The organism is Aliarcobacter faecis, assembly GCF_013201705.1.
GTDB classification, from domain to species: Bacteria; Campylobacterota; Campylobacteria; order Campylobacterales; family Arcobacteraceae; genus Aliarcobacter; species Aliarcobacter faecis.
In genome coordinates this window covers 109,738-129,598 of record NZ_CP053838.1, presented here as the reverse complement: position 1 = coordinate 129,598, position 19,861 = coordinate 109,738, and the positions used below count along the sequence as shown (strand labels likewise).

15 protein-coding genes are annotated in these 19,861 nt (G+C 27.2%); all 15 read right to left on the bottom strand.

Annotated elements, in window-relative coordinates; translation table 11 throughout:
• Positions 1–351: 351 nt before the first annotated feature.
• Complete coding sequence (locus AFAEC_RS12120) at positions 352–708, bottom strand: hypothetical protein (protein ID WP_026805435.1); 357 nt, start codon at positions 706–708, stop codon at positions 352–354.
• 496 nt (positions 709–1,204) lie between these two features.
• A complete protein-coding gene (locus AFAEC_RS12350) occupies positions 1,205–1,327 on the bottom strand; it encodes a hypothetical protein (RefSeq protein WP_257119364.1) in 123 nt (40 codons plus the stop codon).
• A 203-nt stretch (positions 1,328–1,530) separates the two neighbouring features.
• Complete coding sequence (locus AFAEC_RS12115) at positions 1,531–1,812, bottom strand: hypothetical protein (RefSeq protein ID WP_026805434.1); 282 nt, start codon at positions 1,810–1,812, stop codon at positions 1,531–1,533.
• Between the two features lie 226 nt (positions 1,813–2,038).
• Positions 2,039–3,067 (bottom strand): site-specific integrase, encoded by a 1,029-nt coding sequence (locus tag AFAEC_RS12110; protein WP_026805433.1) that lies wholly within the window; start codon positions 3,065–3,067, stop codon positions 2,039–2,041.
• A gap of 203 nt (positions 3,068–3,270) precedes the next feature.
• On the bottom strand, positions 3,271–4,620 hold the full coding sequence (locus AFAEC_RS12105; RefSeq protein WP_026805432.1) for a hypothetical protein: 1,350 nt from the start codon (positions 4,618–4,620) through the stop codon (positions 3,271–3,273).
• Between the two features lie 77 nt (positions 4,621–4,697).
• A complete protein-coding gene (locus AFAEC_RS12100; protein WP_026805431.1) occupies positions 4,698–6,161 on the bottom strand; it encodes a VPA1262 family N-terminal domain-containing protein in 1,464 nt (487 codons plus the stop codon).
• 247 nt (positions 6,162–6,408) lie between these two features.
• On the bottom strand, positions 6,409–7,227 hold the full coding sequence (locus tag AFAEC_RS12095) for a hypothetical protein (RefSeq protein WP_026805430.1): 819 nt from the start codon (positions 7,225–7,227) through the stop codon (positions 6,409–6,411).
• A gap of 344 nt (positions 7,228–7,571) precedes the next feature.
• The gene (locus AFAEC_RS12090) at positions 7,572–9,305 is read right to left on the bottom strand and encodes an RNA-directed DNA polymerase (protein ID WP_026805429.1); all 1,734 of its coding nucleotides are present in this window, start codon (positions 9,303–9,305) and stop codon (positions 7,572–7,574) included.
• A complete protein-coding gene (locus AFAEC_RS12085; protein ID WP_026805428.1) occupies positions 9,302–10,216 on the bottom strand; it encodes a hypothetical protein in 915 nt (304 codons plus the stop codon). The genes AFAEC_RS12090 and AFAEC_RS12085 overlap by 4 nt, the downstream gene beginning before the upstream one ends.
• On the bottom strand, positions 10,216–11,928 hold the full coding sequence (locus AFAEC_RS12080; RefSeq protein WP_026805427.1) for a hypothetical protein: 1,713 nt from the start codon (positions 11,926–11,928) through the stop codon (positions 10,216–10,218). Before AFAEC_RS12080 ends, AFAEC_RS12085 begins: the two co-directional genes overlap by 1 nt.
• A gap of 57 nt (positions 11,929–11,985) precedes the next feature.
• On the bottom strand, positions 11,986–13,053 hold the full coding sequence (locus AFAEC_RS12075; protein ID WP_026805426.1) for a DUF4297 domain-containing protein: 1,068 nt from the start codon (positions 13,051–13,053) through the stop codon (positions 11,986–11,988).
• An 11-nt stretch (positions 13,054–13,064) separates the two neighbouring features.
• Positions 13,065–14,381 carry a restriction endonuclease subunit S gene (locus AFAEC_RS12070; protein WP_051489020.1) on the bottom strand — a complete coding sequence of 439 codons (1,317 nt, stop codon included), beginning with the start codon at positions 14,379–14,381 and terminating at the stop codon, positions 13,065–13,067.
• A 129-nt stretch (positions 14,382–14,510) separates the two neighbouring features.
• A complete protein-coding gene (locus AFAEC_RS12065; protein WP_026805425.1) occupies positions 14,511–15,977 on the bottom strand; it encodes an RNA-binding domain-containing protein in 1,467 nt (488 codons plus the stop codon).
• Complete coding sequence (locus AFAEC_RS12060) at positions 15,974–17,407, bottom strand: class I SAM-dependent DNA methyltransferase (protein WP_026805424.1); 1,434 nt, start codon at positions 17,405–17,407, stop codon at positions 15,974–15,976. The genes AFAEC_RS12065 and AFAEC_RS12060 overlap by 4 nt, the downstream gene beginning before the upstream one ends.
• Before the next feature lie 3 nt (positions 17,408–17,410).
• Complete coding sequence (hsdR, locus tag AFAEC_RS12055) at positions 17,411–19,792, bottom strand: EcoAI/FtnUII family type I restriction enzme subunit R (RefSeq protein WP_026805423.1); 2,382 nt, start codon at positions 19,790–19,792, stop codon at positions 17,411–17,413.
• Between the last annotated feature and the right edge of the window lie 69 nt (positions 19,793–19,861).

The following is a 19,861-nucleotide window of genomic DNA, read 5'->3' as shown; positions in this document are numbered from 1 at the left end:
TTGAGTCTTTGTTTTGCTCTAAAATGTCATTTGTATGTTACTCTTAGTTAGGTATTCTTTTTCTTTATTTTTGTCTTGTAGCATATTTAAATCACTTTCAATCATACCTGCTTTTCTAATTCATCTTTTGTAATTTTATCTTGACTAAAGATTATGAAAATACTTCAAAGTATTTTCATTTTTTCATTTTGTAATTCATTTATCTTTATCTCTTTTGTTTTTAACTTTTTCTTTTTAGCAGCAAGTATTTTTGTAATTTTATCTTGATTAACTTCACTTATCTCAATAATTTTTCTTAAAATTTTTATAGATTTTGAATTTGAAAATAGATTTTATTTAAAAAAATAGCAGTTATATTTTTGATGATTGTATTTTATTTTCCAAGTAATAGAATATCTCATCTTGAGTAATCATTTTTGTAGATTCATTTTTATTAAGTGATCTTTCTTTTATAATATTTGCAATCTCAAGTGACTCTAAATATTCATTTTTTTCATTTGTGTAATGATTAACATTTAAACCAAAATCTTCTGGATTTATTTTAAAACGTGATTTGATTTTTTCATAAATTAAATTATTAGACTGCATTAAAATCTCTTTACTATTTTCATCTACAACATTATTTTTTATATAATAAGAGTATAAGATTTTATTTACTTCATTTAATTTAATTGCAATTGCAATTGAATATTCTGTAATGCTAAACATTTATTTTTCATTTTTTAAAAAATATAGAACTATTTTTTTATTAAAATATTGATTTATTAGATTAGTTACTATGAAATAAAAATATAAAACTTACTCAATTATTTTTACTCTCAACATTTTTTTTCGCTGAAAAAATTGCAACTCCTACAATTCCTAAAACAATTGGAAGAAATAAAAATATTCCACTTACTATTGTTGTTGTCATATGTCTTTTCCTTTTTTAAAATAATATAATAGTTTTTAAAAATTAACTATTTGATATTTTATATTTTAGTTTTTAAATCTTATTCATAAAAATATTTACCTACACGTAGCAATATTCCTATCAATACAATAACTGTTATTTTGATTATATCACTATCTAGTTTATGTTACTTAATTTATATTTGGTTTCATATATTTTTTAATTTAATTTTTAGCAAATTAAAAAACTCTCCAGAATTAACTGGAAACTAATTTAAACAACAAATTATTTATAGATTAGTCCGCTAAGACTTTAGCAAGATTTTTTGTGTTTTTTCTTTGGTTCTTTTAAAATTATTCCTATCATCAATGGAAATAACATTGATAAAAAAGCAAAGCTTCCAAGAGCAATTAATCCTCGAGTTACATTATCCACTTTTTCTCCTTCTTGAGATTTCAAGTACTCCTTGAATCCCACTTATTAAAATAATTATACTAAAAAGTTTTACTAAAAACAATCTTTTTATTGTTGGTCTTTTAAATTGAAGCACATAAAATCATTTTTGTGCTAGTTATAAACTTGCATTAAAAGTAGTAAAAATAATTAAAAATTTCTTTATATAATCGAAAGTTGTTATATCAATTAATATTGTATTCTTTACTATCAGGGTCAATATTAATAGTTTCATTTATTTTTCTCAATAAGTCCTTTTTTGTATCAGCTTTGACATTATCAAAAAAAGTATCATATATTTTTACATTATCCGTCTTTTTAACTTTGTCTATAACTCTTAAAGATACAAACGATCCAGAAACTTCTTGTTTTTTAGGTTTATCCGATAATAAAGAAAATACTCCAGCAACAGTCAATCCAATAACAGCTGATACTACATTACCATTTGAAGCACTTGCAAGGTCCATTGTTGGTTTATAAAAAAATAAAAAAGTATAATCAGCTATAGAGCCTAAAAATTAGCTAATAAGCAATACTTTTATAAATTAAAAAAGTATAATAAATTTTCATTAATAAAAGTATAATAAAAAACCATTTTTAACTTAGTTCACTCTGTTAAATTGGTACAATAATATTTTCTAATGGTTTATTAATAACTTCATTATTTTATAAAAAGTCAATATACTTATTGAATTACACATAACTATCATCAACTACTATTCCTTTAGATATTGCATATTTAACTACATCAAATAATTCTTCATCAAATTCTTCTATTGCTTTTTCTCTCGTGATATTTTGTACTATTTTAGATTCTAAAAAACTTTTTAATGGAATTATTGTTCCATTATGAGTTCCTGTATTTGATAATTCAATTGCTGTTATTATATATTTCATTGTTGAACTTTCGGAAGCATGACCAAGTTTTCTCATTAAAATATTTTTTAATCTTATATCTATAGAAACACCTGTACTATTCAATGGTATCTTATTTTTATCAGAATAATCTATTAGTGTCCATGTTGCAAATGTATGTCTCATCCAATGTGCTGTAATTTTATTTTTATATCTGCCCATTTCTTCAGATGCTTTTTTAAAGGCTACTCTTAAATCTATATAATTTACTTCTTTTCCTCTATCTGTAAACCAAATATTTTTTTCATTATATTTTTTACCTAATCTAAAACATCTATCTGTATACAGTTTTGTTCTTTTTACAAATTCTCTAGACAAATATTCTTTTTGGATTCTTTCTATAGCTCTTAATGGTATATCGCAAAAATCCAAATTCCCACCTTTTGAAATATACTCTAATTTAATTACATCATCTTTTTTTTTCCCACTATTTAGATATTTAAATAAATTTTTAAAATCTACTTCTTTAACTTCTAATTCTACTGCCGCTCGTAATCCTGTTTCAACCATTAAATAAGCAATAAGTGCATAAACTATATCTATAGATTTTAATCTTTCTTCTAAATGAATATATTCTAATTTACTAATTGCATGATATGAAAATTGTATTGGACTAGGTTTAACTTTTAACAACCATACATCAATAAATTTATTATCTTGATTTTCTCTATAATTTAAGTGGGCTAATAATCTTGAGCTATAATTCTTCTTTCTAACTTTTATTATGGATATTTTTAATTCATGAAATTCTCCCACTTTTTTCATATACATATAAAATTTAAACCAATAACTAAGTTTTGCATTCATTGAATCATTAGAAATTGGTTCATAGTCATAATTTTCTATCTATTCCATAATCCATTATGGTTTATGGAATTTTGCATTTTTTATTTTTTGAACACTTTTTGGAACATGGAAAATGCATTAATATGTTATATGTTTCATAACCTAGAGGTTTAGTAACTTAACGGTTGACTTCAGTGACACGCTGTGTTCACTGCTAAGCTTTGTTAGACTATATACTCTTTAAATAACTGCAGAGTTGTTTTTGTTTGATAGCTTTTTTCATTTTCCAATACAGGAGCGCCACTACAGATAAGAGATATTTTTTCTTTTAAATCATATAACTTGTATTTTTCTAAAGCAAATCCATAGACGAATAATTTAGTCATCTGTTTATAAAAATAGTTTGAATGTTCTAATCCATCAATAAACCATTTATTATCTATCTCTTCTAAGTTATATAAAACTCGTTCAATCTCTTGGATAATTACATTTTTATCCAAAAAATCTCTAATGTAAACAACAATTAAATCTATAATATCTGTTAATACTATACTTCCAAAATAATCACTGGAAGTACCTATGAAATCTAGCCACCTTAGGAACAAAGTTTCCAAACAATATTTTTGTATCTCATCTTTTTGAATATTTAAGAAACAACTATTTAGAGCTTCCTTACTCTCATTCGATAAAAATTTACTTAATTTGATACCATGAAGCAGTAAATCTACACTTTTTTCATCTAATTGAATTATTGCTTTTGAGAGTGCTTTAAAGAGTTGAGGATATCGCGATGGATACTCTAAATAGAAACTTATAAATTGTTGCCACAACTCCAGGCTTATAGAAAAATCTATTGTAGTTTTACAAATAAAATCTTCATTATCACCATGTAGTAAGATATCTTCTAGTAAGTTGATTTGTAGCAGACTTCGATTGCTATTAAGATGATCTAATATTCTTAACCTTTTATCAAACCCTTTTGTTCGACCATTTTCTAAACTACTTAAGAAAAATAAAAAAGTGAAATCATCTTTTTTGTCTAAAGCTTGACAATACTCGTCAAAAAAAAATTTATTTGCAATTAAATAAATAAAATGATTGTACTGATGATTACCCATGTTTTGGTTCGTATTAAAGTCAATTATTTTTTGAAACTCTTTTTTTTGAATACCCTTTATCATGTCTTGATGACTTTCATAAATATGTGAGAATTCATTTATTTGATTAAAGTCGATTTTAAAAGACAATGATTTGAAGTCATCTAACAAGATTAAGTGTATGTCATCAAAGTAATTCACTTCCATTAAATGCTTCCAATACTCTTCACCAAGAAATAGAATCAAAGGAATTAGTTTAGATTTTAATCTAAAGTCTTTAATTTCGAAAATAGTTTTTTCAAATTCCTTGTTAATCATATCTTGATCTGGTAAATTGCCTTCATCGTATTTATAAATTTTATATTCAATAAAATGACCAATCATAGAAGCATATGAAAACTCATATATTTTTTCTTTATAGTGTTTATCTTCATATAATTGAAAGTATTTATCTAAAAGGCTCATTTGCTCTTCCACACTAAACACTCCTCATGATTTAACTCATCCCACAACTTATTAAAAGCATTTAAGATGTGCTGAGCATTTTTAACCTCTTACAAAATATGATGTGATGCACCTAATTGATTTACAGAAATACCAAGTGACCAAACTTTTGGCTGCTCTAAAGGAAATATTAAAAACCTATCATGAAATTTATAACCATATTGCTTGATTTTTCCTCTCACTTCTAAATTCATAAAAAGGAATTTTTCATCATCGCATTCTAATTCTTTGGTCATATTTGTTTTAGCTTTTTCGGTAGTATTTTTACTTTCAAGAGGCTCACCGCACTTTGGACAAGATATATTTCTTTGTAATTGTATTTCACTAAATGATGTAATTGCTCTCATTGGCACATATGTATGTTGGCAGAAATACAATGTGTTTTTAATATCTTTAGCATTTAAATAAGGATCCCAAAGATAAACTCCTTCATTTCCATGTTTATTAATAATTTCTCTCACATCTTTCATAGCTTTTGTGATACTAGATGCAATAAGCCCTTGTTGTTTTTTATAAGATTTATAATCTAGTATATTTTTATTATTTGATATTGACCATTTTATTTTATTAAGTAGAATATACTTTTTTTCATTTCCGAAATATTGAACAAATGCCTTACTTTTTTCTAACTCTTTTAATTCCTGCTCATATTTTCTATTTCTAATCCATTCATCAAAAGACTTATTTTTTTCTTTTCCATAAATAGAGCGACTTGCATTTGTAGATACCTTAATCTTATGAATATTTCCATCAATCTTAAAAACTCTATTTTGAAGTTCTATGACACTTATATTGGAATACATTTGTTTGATAATGGAGAATTTATATTTGTATAAAAGCAGAGAAGTCGTTTTATCAATTATTTCAATATGTGTACCGAAACAATCATCAAAAGCTATATCTGTCACAGTGCTATCAATATTAATGAATCTTTGTCTTGTAATAAGTTTGTCGGTATCTTCTTCATATAATCGAGCTACTAAGTTTTGGATATTAAAAGTTTTTGATTTTGAGATAATTGCAAGTTTAATCCCTTGATATTTTTGAACCCATTGTTTGTTTTTGACTGTTATCCTGTCGTGATATAGTTCAAAATTATTTATTGGAAATTGAAAAATAATATTTCCTAATCTATCCGATACAGTCCCTACTTTAATAGGCAATATACTACTGATTTCTTCACTAAACTGATTCAATAAAGGTGGATTATCTAATAAAAATTGAACCTTATTTTTTACTTCATCAAAGAACTCTAAAATATATGACCCATTCTTGAAGTTATTTTTCAATATATTATTTAACTGTACTTCATGATGCATATCTTCTCTTGGAAGAACATATTGTTCTTGTAATAATTGAACTTCTCCAATGCTTAATGGTTCATCTATTTCAAATTGATTGGTTTGTAGAAGTTGAAGATAAAGTTTGTGTGCTACTTCAATATCAACAATTCTTCTTTGAATACCCCAAAATAGGTTTTTATGACCTTTAAATGGCTGTAGCTTTTTAGTCATTAACTCTTTTTTGTCTACTTGTTTTGTATTTTCAAAAACAACTAAGGTGAAAATATTGAATGCTTCTTTTTTTTCTTTATCAAAACCAAAGATTTCAATAATTTCACACTTATTATAATTTCCAATATTTGCCTGATTAAGTAAAAAATCTAATTTAGAACTAATATCATCTTCCTTTTAAATTTGTCTAACGGTTAAGTTGAAAATATTTGAGCCGTGGGGTCAAATATTTCTCTCCAATGATTTGTTAAACTGTTTTTCCAACACCATTTTTAAAGCTTTTAATAGAATTTTCCAATTTACCTCGAGGAATGCCATTGTATATATTTTCCACTACAAGTTTTGAAGAGATTGCCGCAAGACCTTCTAAAATAGATAAAGTTTTTTTAAGATATTGTCTCTCTAAAATTATTCTATTTCTTAAGTTATAACTAGTGCCAACTACTTCTCTAAGATATTTTCTATCTACTTTACCATTATTATGAATAATTACATTTCTAGTGGCTGTGATTTCTTTATATTCATCTAAAACATGCTGATAATTATCAGTAAAATATTTTCCAAATGAGAGTTGAACTTTATCTTTTTCGAAAATATCTAATGGATTACCATAAAAAATAGAGCGTAATTTTTCTTCAATAATTTTTGATATCATTTCTTCTTTTGTATCGGAGTCCATAATGAAATTTATATATTTTTGTTCTTCCTTTTCAGTTTGACCTTTATTATTGTTCTTTAATTTTTCAGGATAATCTGTATAAACAATTTCAGCTAAATTACATATATAATCCTCAAATATACCAATAGAATCCAATAAAACTCTATTTTTGATTGAGTTTTTTAAAACTTGATCTAATGCACTTAATGAAGTTCTTTTTGTTGTTTTTCTTAATTGTCTGTTGTTCAAAAATGGTTCAAATTCATAAGGTGGCAAAGTTCCATTTTTAATATTTTCGTGTAAATATGGTGCATAGTATTCAATAAAAGAATACTCTTCCCAAATATGACGTAATTTCTTACGATAATTTTTCATTAAAATATGTATTTTAGCTATACTTTTACTCATAATTTTCCCTATTCTTAACTATTTACTGAACATACATTATACATAAAACACCCTAAAAATCAAAAATGCTAAGTTTGCTTCATTTGAACTAAAAAATGTAGATAAAGATAGGTTAATCGTTTGGATAATAAATGAATTAGACAATGCCTCAATTCTTGAAATTATTTCCAACACAACTGAACTTAAATATATTTTAGAAAATGAATTAAATATATTTAATAAAATGTTAGTTAAAGTTTAATATGTAATAGCATATTAAATTTATTACACTTAATAAATATTAATTAAAATAATTATTTTTTTATTAAACTAATAGGTATTCTATAATTTTTTGTACTTATAGACTAAAGTGAGAAATAATCCTTTTCATCCAAAGTCAAACCAGCTAAATACAATTTTTCTTTACTATCATATTTACTAAACAGTTTTTTAAGCATATGCTCATGCGATATATTTAATCTTAATGACAATATTTCATCATTGTAAGAGAAATCATTTAATAATCTTTCTATGGGGGCTTGTATATCACAAAATTGGAGAAAGTTTTTTATCTGATTGTTTTCTATTTGTTCAATTTCTATACTTTTATTCAATAGAATTAATCCATATAAAGATAATACACCTAATGAGTACAGCTGTGTGTTATCATAAGCTTTTAATAATTTTTTGTTAATTTTTGGAAAAGATAAAGAATTTGCTTTAGATATCTCTACAAATGTTAAAATAGATTTACCACCAATACTTAATATATTTGAAATATCATTTATTATTAAAGCCTCAATGACAGATTTTGTTTCAAAAAACTCTTTTGTCGTAGGTATTAAAGGTAATAGCTTATCCTCAAATTCACTTACATCAAATAAATAAATAAGCCTATTTATATAGAAATGATACTTTTTAAGCAATACTTTTTGATTCACATTTTGTTCAGATGTAGCAACTTTATTCAAAGATTTTAAACTTTCAATATAAAATTTCTTCAAATTTATAGCTCTATTTACAAGCTTTTCAACAGTCAAAGATTTTCTATAACTTTTTAAAGGATTATAATAATTTAGCCACTTTACAAAAGATTGCCAGCCACCATATCTTGAGTTTATGTAAAGTTTATAAACAGGAAGTGAAATTTTATTGTCTTTTAGTTGTTTTTGTATTTCTGATGCAGTATCTTGCATGGATAAGTAGAGTTGCATGTCATTGAGCAAGTTAATAAATTCATCATTATGACCAATTTCGCTAGTAAGAATCTTCCATTCTGCTAAATCTAATTCTTGATATTTTTCTTGATTTAAAATAGCACCTTTACTTTTAGGTATTTTTTCATCTAAAATAGCTTTTACATCTTTGACATTATCTTCCTTGTCAATAATTACAATATCATCGACATATCTAAAATATCTATCTCCAAAAATTTCATACATTTCATTATCAAATGATTTTAAAGTGATACTACCTAAAAGATGACCAATATCAGGATTTACAGGTATTCCTGATACTGTAACATCAAGAGATGATTTGATAAAATCTAAAATACCATTTTTGATTTTTTCATCAATATTAGTTTGTTCGATATAGTTAGAAAAATTTTCATAAACAAAAGATTTGTCCATACTAGGATAATAATTACTCAAATCAAAAACAAAAGCCCTTAGATTTTTGTCTTCTGTTAATTTATTAGAGATAGAAATATTTCTGTTGCGATAACCTTTATAGTAGTATGAATAATTATAACTAGCATAATCTTCTGCAAGGTAATAGCTAAAATTTTGTGAATTATTTTTAAATATTTCCTCTTTTGATAATATAGACAAAATATATGCTTCCACAAGTAGAGTTGTAGGACTCCCTATATAAAAAGTACGATGATTTGGCTTATCTTTTTCATCAATCTTTTTAAACCATTGATATTCAAAATAAGACCATTTTGATGTTGTAGTTAGTTTTCGTTCACAATAGTTTTGTAGCCATTTTAAGTTGTGTTGATTATCAAGTAATAACCTAAGAGCTATATATGTAGATGGAGAAGTTCGTCTGCTTGAATTAATGGCTCTAAGTGCTATTTTCTTTATATCTATCATCTATCTTGCCCGTCTATAATTAATCTTAATCCAGATATATTTCCTCGTAGTTCATTTAAAGAAGTTGGATGAATAAATTTAAATTCTCTTGTTGAAATTTCACATGCATCGCTATTTGAATCAGTAAATTGTGCCCAAAGTTTTTTGATTGAATCGATTAACATTCCAATTTTTACAAATAACCTTTCTGCTTTTTTAAAATTTCCAGGTTCTATCCACAAAATAGTAGAATTTTTTCCGATAGTAGCAACATAGTCCAAAACAGTGCGGAATGAATCATTAAAATTATTATTCGTACCTGTAGCACCTGAAAAATTAGAAAAAAATACAAAATGTTCATCTGCTTGTGTAGCAAAAAATTGATGCATTAATTTCATTGTCTCAGTGTTACTTGTGGCATCCCACTGTTGTGTTGAGTATGATATATTAATCCCAACTTTCAAAAACTCTTTTGATATTGAATTCATCATTTCAGTAAAAATACTTAAAGCATCACTTGAATAATCAGCACCTATAATTTCAATATTTAATGGCAAAGACGGATAATACTTGTGTTGTCTTAATGTAAAAAAAGTAGTAAGTAAACCAACCAATCCTGCACCGCTTCCGCACGGCAAATATAATATCTTTAAGGTTTTATCTGAAAATACAGTAGCTAATTGTGATGCAATATGATTTAAATCTCCATCTGGATTTATGACAACATACTGTGATCTTACAGCACCATTTGGAAATCTTCCTACAAAATGATTTATTGCTTCATCTTCTTCATTCCCACCTATTGAACCTTGCAAATTTACTTTTGACTCTTCAAATTTACCAAGTACATTTAATTTATCAATATATGATTTTATTAATAGTGGAGATAGTTTTAACTGCTTATTTTCGAATAGGTCTGATGGAATTTTCATTATTTTTCCATTTCATCAAATATTTGCTTAACTTCATCATATTTAGAAGCTTGTAAAAGTTTGTCTTTGTTCAATTTAATAACATTTGCATCTTTTTTATATTCTTTCAATTTATCATTTTCCATTGCACAAATAATTATTTGTTCGGTGTCAGGTATTTTTTGAGTTATCAAGTTAACGATATTTTCATAGTTTTTATCAGATTGCTCTTGTTGATTTGGGGTGTCTATTACTAAAGGAGCATTTATTTCACTACCATAAATGTTAATCATAGAAAAAATTGCTAAATAGTAAGAAAGAATACCTCTCGTGCCTTCTGCTGCTCCACCTTCTTTAACGATTTTATTATAATCAAGTGGAGTTTTTATACTTGAGAGATTTATACCTTCTGCATTGAGTAGTTTAATATAAGTATGAAGTAACTCTAAAAAAGCATCATCAAGTTTTTGTCTTTCTTCTTTAGTTAACAAAGCATTTTGTTCTTTTTTAATCTCTTTTTGCCCGTTCTTATAATCATCAATTTTTAAAAGTTTCTCTTTTTTTGTATTGGTTATATTGTCATTTATAGATTTATATGCAAATTTCTCAATAACTTCATTTAGTGGAATTGATTGTGAATTATCTTCTAATTTATATTTTGCATTAATATGATTGATTTTTTCTTTGATTTGCTCGTATTCTTTTTGAGTTTTTTCTGCTTTTTTAACAAGATTTTGGAGTTGAGTATCAATAGAATGAAGTTGATTAACAGCTTGTTGTTTATCTACCAAGATAGAGCTTCTATTTACTATTGAATTTTCATGAATTGTCCCACATAATGGACATTCAATATCATCGTCTTCTATGTTTTCTACGCTAAAAACATAATCACTTTCTAGCTCTTTGATAAGATGTTCAGCAATAGTTTTTTGATGTTCTAAATAAACTTTATCAGATGTGAGATTTGATAGTTCATTTAAAAATTGTTCTTGTAATTTTGATAATTCAGCTAATTCTTCTTGAATCTCTTTTGTAATTATTTGGAATTGTTCTTCATTAATAGTGATTTCGTTATTTGGAATATGATTTTTTACTACATCCAATGCATATCCAATTTTTTCAACTTCTTGATTTAATTCATTTATTTGTCTTTTATTATCTGATAAATCTTGTTCAAGCTCAAAGTGCTTAGGACTTAAATATCCTAAATGATATTTGATTACAGTTTTTTGCCAGCTGTCAAATTGACCTAATTTACCAAAGCTATTCCATGTTTTACTCCAGCTATTTTTTTGATCCATATAAAATGGTAAAAAATAATATGCTGGTGGAGGTGTAACAAGTTCTGTTTCATCACTTCCTCGTTTCGGCAATAATACTTTAAAGTCAACTAGTTCAGCGAACTTTTTTGAATAATCTCCACCGATATTAGTATATTTGAGGATTTCTTGATTTTCTTCTTTTAAAGAAATGAAATTCTGATATCGTAAAATTTTATAGTTCGTACCATCTATTGAAAAATCAACTAAACATTTACAATCTGTACTTTTCCAAGTTGAATCAAAATCAGGTTCACATCCAAAAGTCCAAAGCAAAAGTTTTGCTAATGTAGATTTTCCAACACTATTATCGTCAGCTGTTATTAGATTGAATCTCTTTTGAAACAGGAATTGATTTGCTTTTTTTTGTGTATCTGATAGTAGAAGCAGTTGTTTGAATTGTAAGTTTTTCATTGTATTTTTTCCTCAAATTTCTTATCAAAAGTTTGTAGTTATCTTGTTTATTCATATTTAATCCTCAAGTATGAGTTCACATAAAATCGCACATTTTATATCCATATCATTGTCAAATTTCTTTTTTGTCTTTTCGGATAAACTATCTATCGCTTGCGACAATAAAAGAGTAATATCGTCATTACTATTTGGTAAATATTTTGAAATAGTTGTTTTTATGTCACTACTAATATCAAATTGGTTTGTAGCCTTGTTACCAACTCTTTGAAGATAATATCTTTCAAAAGATTTTTTCCAATTTCTTTTTTCTAATGACTTTAATCCCAGATCATTCATAAAAATATCTAGCTCTTCATAAACTTTAATATCTTGCTTTCTATTTGTGTGTTCGTTTATTACTTGTGTCACTGTCAATGAGGTCAATGCTTTTTCTTTTATAAACTTATCCCAATTTGTAAAATCGAAAGTTAATCTACCTTTACGAGTTAATTCATCTATCAATGCTCTATAAATATTTTGTGCATTAATTGTTGCACCAGGATAAAGCTTCAAAATAACCTCTGTGATATGTCCTATAATAGTTTGTTCAAATGATTTCTCTGGTAAATCAGGTACTATGAAATGTAGATTTATCGGAAAACTATTAGATGATAATTCCTTTGTGATAGCATCTGACATTGATTTTAAACAATCATCTGAAATGTAATTTATAGATATATTTTGTAAATCGATTCCTTTTGTTTTTAGTGGAATACTAAATCCATTGCTTGCAACAAGATTGATTGAATCAACTTTGTCAAAATAAGCTGGATTTGTACCACTTGAAATTAACTTCCCTAAAGTTGAGCTTTTTGTTTTTGGATCTTGTTTAATTAATTTTTTATCAGTATATTTTCCAGTTGTAGTTTTTACTTGATTAAATTCAAATTTTACTTGAGCAACTTCTAATGAATCAGCCAATACAACATCTTCGTGAAGCTCAATAAATACAGCATATTCTTTTTCTGACTCATGCTCCTTAAAGATTCTATATAATGCCCAATGATATTGATACATGTATTTACCAAATGTTTGGGCACCAGCTTTTTCTCGTTGAGGAGTGTATAAAGGATTAGAATTTGCCATATTTTACCTTTTCATTGTTGTTCAAACGCCTCTTTAAGGACTGTTGCCATTAGGTTGTCAACTGTGGTTTTGTTTTGGTTGATTTCGCCCTCAAGTTCATCGCAAATCGCAAAAAGTTTTTCTATTGTGGCTACTATCTCTTTTTGTTCTTCAAGGGGTGGAATTGGAATTAAGAATGTTCTAACATTATTAACATTTAAATTACCTTGAGAGCTATCTTTACCAGATGTATAACTAATTGCATTTTTAATCCCTTGTTCAGAATTAAGAAAATTCAAAATAAATTTAGAATTAATGTATAAATGTAATGGTTTGATCAGTGTCAAACTAACATAATAAGCAAAATCAATTTCTTGATCAATTACTGCTGCTTCTCCTATACCTGCACCAACTCTGGTAAGTAAAATATCATTCAAATCAGGTTTAGCATTTGCAATAATTTTTTGATATGTATCTTCATTAATATATTTATGTTCATCAGGCATAAATTTAAAAGGTTTAACATTTTTAGCAGATAAGAAAATTCTTCCACTTTCATAATATGTTGGAGTACTTGCTATTCCACATGTAATTACAGTTGTAATATCTTGAAACCTACACCATTCCCAGTTTTGTGGAATATCAAATGGAATTTCATCTTCATTTATTGGTGCCAGTGGTTTGGATGGTTTAATTTTTTTATCTTTTACAAGTTTCTCTTTTTCTGTTTTTATCTGCTCTAAAAGTTCTTTGACTGTGCCGATATCAGGATTTTTAACTCTCCATTTTTCTGTGAGTTTACCTTCAATCGCTTCTTGTAAAATAGTTTGTTTTAGTTGTTTTAAAAGAGATGATTGTGTATTGATTTCTTCTACTAATTCATTGTTTTCATTCACTAAGTTTTTAAATAGTTCAACAATTTTTAGTTGTTCATCTATAGGTGGTAAAGGTATTTCAACTGTTTTGATTTTTGATATAGATAAAGATACATTTGCAGCTCCAGACATTAATGGCACTAAAATTATATCTTTTAATCTTGATAGATATAAATGCAAAAATTGAGCATTTAAGATTGTTTCATCTTTTGGAATTAAGGCTACTAATATTGTTCCAAGAGCAAATTTTCCTTCTTGATAATGTACATAGTTTAAACTTGCATGACCATGTCCAGTTGATGAAACTAATGGAATACAAACGGCTTTTGTATCAAACTGGTAAGAATCATTTGTTTTTCTTTCTGCTGAAGTTGTTACTAAAGGATAATCACCTGGTATAGCTTTTGCCAATCCTGTCTTACCCTTTTCAAAAAAACATAATTTATCAAGGGTTACTTTTTGCCAATTACTCATATATTTCCCCATCAGTCAAACAACGGTCAAACAAATTTTGAGAAGGGAAAGCCCTATAATAAAGGGTTTCTCCAATATTTTTAAGTCTATTATAAGTATTCAGTGAAGCAACGGTGAAGCAAATTTTCATCATCTTGCCCAACTTGGTATATAAGTTCTTGCTTTTGTTCCTACATTTTCATCATAGATAGCTATTTTGTTCGCTTCAATTGCATCATTGATGATTTTTGAAACCATTGAACGATTTTTGACATCAATGTTAAATCTCTCTCTAAGAGATGTGTTTGTCATATAGTCATGTTGGATATATCTTAAGCTTGCATGCAAATAACAAGCTCTGATTTTATCTGCTTTGTCCATATCTTTTAGCTCTTTATGTGCAAAAAGTATCGCTACTGTATGATCACCATTTGTTTCAAATATCGGTGCAGGAAGCTGATAAAGTTCTGTTTGGATTACTATCTTATCTACACCACTTCCTCGCTCTTCACAAATACCGATTCTTCGCATAAATGATGCGATTGCTTCATTTCTTGATTTTGGCGGAGAGTCCAAAAATCTTTCAGTATCTACAAGAGGAGTTCCTGGATTTGTTACTTCAAAACGGTTTGAAAAAATTTCTATCATCACTGAGCTTCCAGTAGCAAAGAAATCTTGATGGATAATAGCATTTGCAACGACCTCTCTTATTGAGAGTTCTGGATACATTGTTTTGTTTTCACGAAATGCTTGTTTTATTACTTCGTTTGATGGAAGCATATTGTTGATGTATTCTATAAGTCCTTCAAATCCAACAGCATAACCTTTATTGCCAACTATCTCTTTTGTAGTTTGAAATTTTGTATTATCTTTGTATTGGATAACCCTTATGGCTTTTCTTTTGAGGTTATTAAACTTTGATAAATCTTTTGCAAAAAGAATAGCTCCTAAGTTTGTGATGGCATATTTTGCATTATCAAGTTTATTGACCATATTATCAGCTATAAGTGCTTCTAAGATAGCATTTCTATTTTCTGGTAACGGTATGTTTAATAGCTCAAAATATTTAGTATATTCAAGATATCCTAGTACTTCACTAGCATCTATGTTATCTACTGCAATTTGTTTCTCAAAAGGTACTTTGTCAAATATCCTCCAAAGTTCTCTCTCTTTTTCTGCTAACTCTTTAAGCTTTTTTTTGTGAGAGCCGAGTCTTATATATTCTGTACCTGAAAATGTCACTGGGTGTCTATATGCAGGTGCTATTTCAAGTAAAACGATACTTTTTTCATCTATTTCTATTTCATAAAATTTGAAATCAATTTTTGGTTCAAGAAGTCGTAATATCCAGTTTTCTAGTGCTTCTCCACCTTTCTTTGCAGATGATGGAGTAAAAGTCGTACCTAAAATCTCATGAGTAGTATCATCTACACCCCAAATAATATAGCCATTTGTTTTACCATTGAGTGCAGCTGAGTTTGAAAGAGCACTAATGTATTCGCCTATCATTTGAGGATCTTCGTTGTTGTGTTTGAACTCTATCCATTCAGTTTCATTAGGAAGTTTTATAATCTCATTTACAAGAGATTTGATATAGTCTGTGCTTCTTACTATCATGAAAGCTCACTTTTTAACTTTTCTAAAAGTGTATTACTTTTTGCAAAAGAGCTTGATAACATCTCAAGAAGTTCAGATGATGAGTAAGTGTGTTCTACTTCCTCTTTGTGAGGATTTTTAATATCAAGATTGTATCCATTTGTTTTGATAGTTTCAATATTTACTTTCCAAGCTTGCTCATTTTCAATTCTATTATTCCACCATAATTTAAGAAGTTCAAACTCTTCAAGCTTTATAGGTTTTGTTTTACTATATGCTTTTTGCCCCTCTGGTAATTTATGTTCATAATACCAAATCTCTTTTGTTGGAGTTCCTTTTGTAAAAAACAGAAGATTTGTAGCCACTGAAGCATAGGGTTGAAATACTGAGTTTGGAAGTCGTACAATTGTATGAAGGCTACAATCAGCCAGTAGCTTTTCTCTAATTCTTTGTTTTACTCCATCACCAGTAAGGCTTCCATCTGGAAGTACTATTCCAGCTCTTCCACCATCTTTTAGGTAATTTATCATAAGAATTAAAAATAGATCAGCACTCTCTTTAGTTCTAAAGTTTGCAGGAAAATTTGTCTCCATACCATCGGTTACAACTCCACCAAAAGGGGGATTTGCCAAAATACAATCAACTTTATCTTTTTTTGATATGCTTGAAATCTCTTTTGAAAGTGCATCATCATATATAATATTTGGAATTTCTATATCATGTAAAATTAGATTTGTAAGTGCTAACATATGAGGAAGTGGTTTTAACTCTACTCCTCTAATATTTTGCTGTAATGTTAATCTATCTTCTGGAGTTTTAACTTCCCCATTTGATTTTATATGATCTATAGTATTCACTAAAAATCCACCAGTTCCACAAGCAGGATCTAAAGTAATTTCATTTAATTTTGGATCTATCATTTGAGTTATAAATTGAGTTATTGCTCTTGGAGTATAAAATTCTCCACTATTTCCAGCACTTTGAAGCTCTTTTAAAATAGTTTCATAAATATCTCCAAAAAGGTGCCTATCTTCACTATTATTAAAATCTATTTCATTTATTTTATTTAAAACTTGCCTTATAATAGTTCCAGACTTCATATAATTGTTATTACCTTCAAATACTTCTCTTATAAGTAAAGCTCTTTTATTTGTTGCTGCAGTCGGAAGATTTTTTAAAGTTGTAAAAAGTTTATTATCAATAAAATCTAAAAGTTCATCTCCTGTAATTCCTTCATCATCTTTAGCCCAATTTCGCCATTGTAAATTACTAGGAATTGGTGATATGTAATCATCTTTTATTAACTCTATTTCTAAATCTTTATCATCAAAAATCTTTAAAAATATCATCCATCCTAATTGCTCTATTCTTTGAGCATCTCCATTTAATCCTCTATCATTTCTCATGATCTTTTGAATAGATTTTATAACTCCACTTATATTATGGCTCATATATTAAGCAACTCCCTTATATATCTCATTTTCTAAATCTTTTATAGCTTCTAAATATTTATCTCTACCACCAAAAGTATTAACTATTTCAATTGCTGTTCCAAAAGAGCTAAATTCTGGAAGTTTTAATACCTCTATAGTTTCAATAGTTTCTATTCCTTCATCTGAGTATTTCTCTAATAAAGCTTTCAAAATTTCTTTTGCTTTTCCTTCATATTTGTTAAAATAGTCTCTTTTTTGAACACTATTTGCTCTTTCTTTTCTAGTTAGTGGTGGTTTATCATAAGCAATATGACAAATTAAATCAAAAATATCCATATCTTTGCCTATATCAACCTTTAACTCTTCAAATAAAATATCTTTTTCATAAAGCTCATCAATAATAACTTGTTTCTTTTCACTGCTTGACCATCTGTTTAAAAAATCATCAAGTGAAGAAAATTCTTCATGAACTTTTTGTTTTGAGTACTCTTTGTAGCTAGTTGTAATTAATTTTCCTTCAGAATTTCTTATTTGTACTCTTTCATTCAGGATAGTTACATCTACACCATTAATATATACTTTTTCTCTTTTTTTCTTTTCAATATCTTCTATTTCTCCAGCATCTGGAATATTAAAAGGTTCAAATATTATTTCTTCACCATTTTCATCAATTATTGAATCAATCTTTTCTTCTTCTGGATTTAAAATTTCATCCCCATCAAAAATATCTTTTATCATTACAGATTCACCATCAAAGTCAGGATCAGCAAATTTATCAGTTGCTCCTCTAAAATCCATTATTGTAAAAAATGTTTTACCATACTCTTCGTTTATTCTAGTTCCTCGACCAATTATCTGCTTAAATTCTGTCATAGAACCTATATTGCTATCAAGAACTATTAATTTACAAGTTTGAGCATCTACTCCTGTTGTCATTAATTTAGAAGTTGTAGCAATTACTGGATATGTTTCTTGAGGGTTTATAAAATTATCTAATTCTCTCTTCCCTTCATCATTATCTCCAGTTATTTGCATTACATATTTTGAATTTTTAGCAACAAGATCACTATTTAAATTTGCTATAGCACTTCGCATTCTACTTGCATGGTCTATATCTGTACAAAAGATAATAGTTTTACTAAATCTATCAGTAGCTTTTAAAAATTCCGTAACTCTTTGTGCTACCATATAAGTTCGTTCATCTATTACTAAACTTCTATCAAAATCTTTTCTATTGTATATTCTTTGCTCTATTTCATTTCCATCTTTATCTTTTTTACCAATTTCAGGTTCATAATCTTCCAAATCAACATTTAATCCAACTCTCAATACTTTGTATGGAGCCAAAAATCCATCATCAATTCCTTCTTTAAGAGTATAAGTATAAACAGATTCTCCAAAATACTCGATATTTGAAATAGTTTTTGTCTCTTTTGGTGTAGCAGTAAGTCCTATTTGAGTAGCACTTGAAAAATAATCAAGTATCTCTCTCCAAGAACTATCTTCTGATGCACTTCCTCTATGAGCCTCATCTATTACAATTAAATCAAAAAAATCAGAGCTAAACTCTTTATATGCATCTTTATCCTCATCGTAATTTGTAAGTCCTTGATAAAGAGCTAAATATATTTCATACGATTTATCTATATGTTTTTTTCTAATAACCGTCATCTTGTCTTTGAAGTGTCTAAAATCACCTTTTTTTGTTTGATCGATTAAAGCATTTCTATCTGCTAAAAATAAAATTCTTTTTTTTGCACCACTTTTCCAAAGTCTATGAATAATCTGAAAAGCTGTATATGTTTTACCTGTTCCTGTTGCCATTACAAGTAGTATTCTATTTTGTCCTTTAGCAATTGCTTCAACAGTTCTGTTTATTGCAATTTGTTGATAGTATCTAGGAAATCTTCCTTGAGCATCGAAAAAATAGTCTTGAGAAATAATTCTTTCCTCTTCTTGTGTCTCTATTTTTTTATATTTTTTATATCTTTCCCAAAGTTCATCTGGGGTTGGAAAATTATTTAATGAGATTTTTCGTTCTACAATACCATTAGATAAAGTTTTATCATGTTCATAAAATTCATCTCCATTACTTGAAAAGACGACTGGTATATCTAAAATATTTGCATATTCTAAGCCTTGTTGGATTCCATCTTGAACTCTATGATTATTATCTTTTGCCTCTATAATTGCTACAGGAATATTTGGTTTGTAGTAAAGAATATAATCTGCCTTTTTACCCTTAGCTCTTTTTGATTTATTTCCTTTTACATAAATTTTTCCATCAGTAAAATAAACTTCTTCTCTAATTTGTGTTTGTAAATTCCAGCCAGCTTGGGTTAAAGCAGGATTGATATATTTTGTACAAATATCTCTTTCTGTTAACTCTTTTTTTGATGACATATTTTCCCCTAAGACTCTATTTTTAAAAATATATTAGATATTATCTAAATGTTAATAAAAAATCAGATA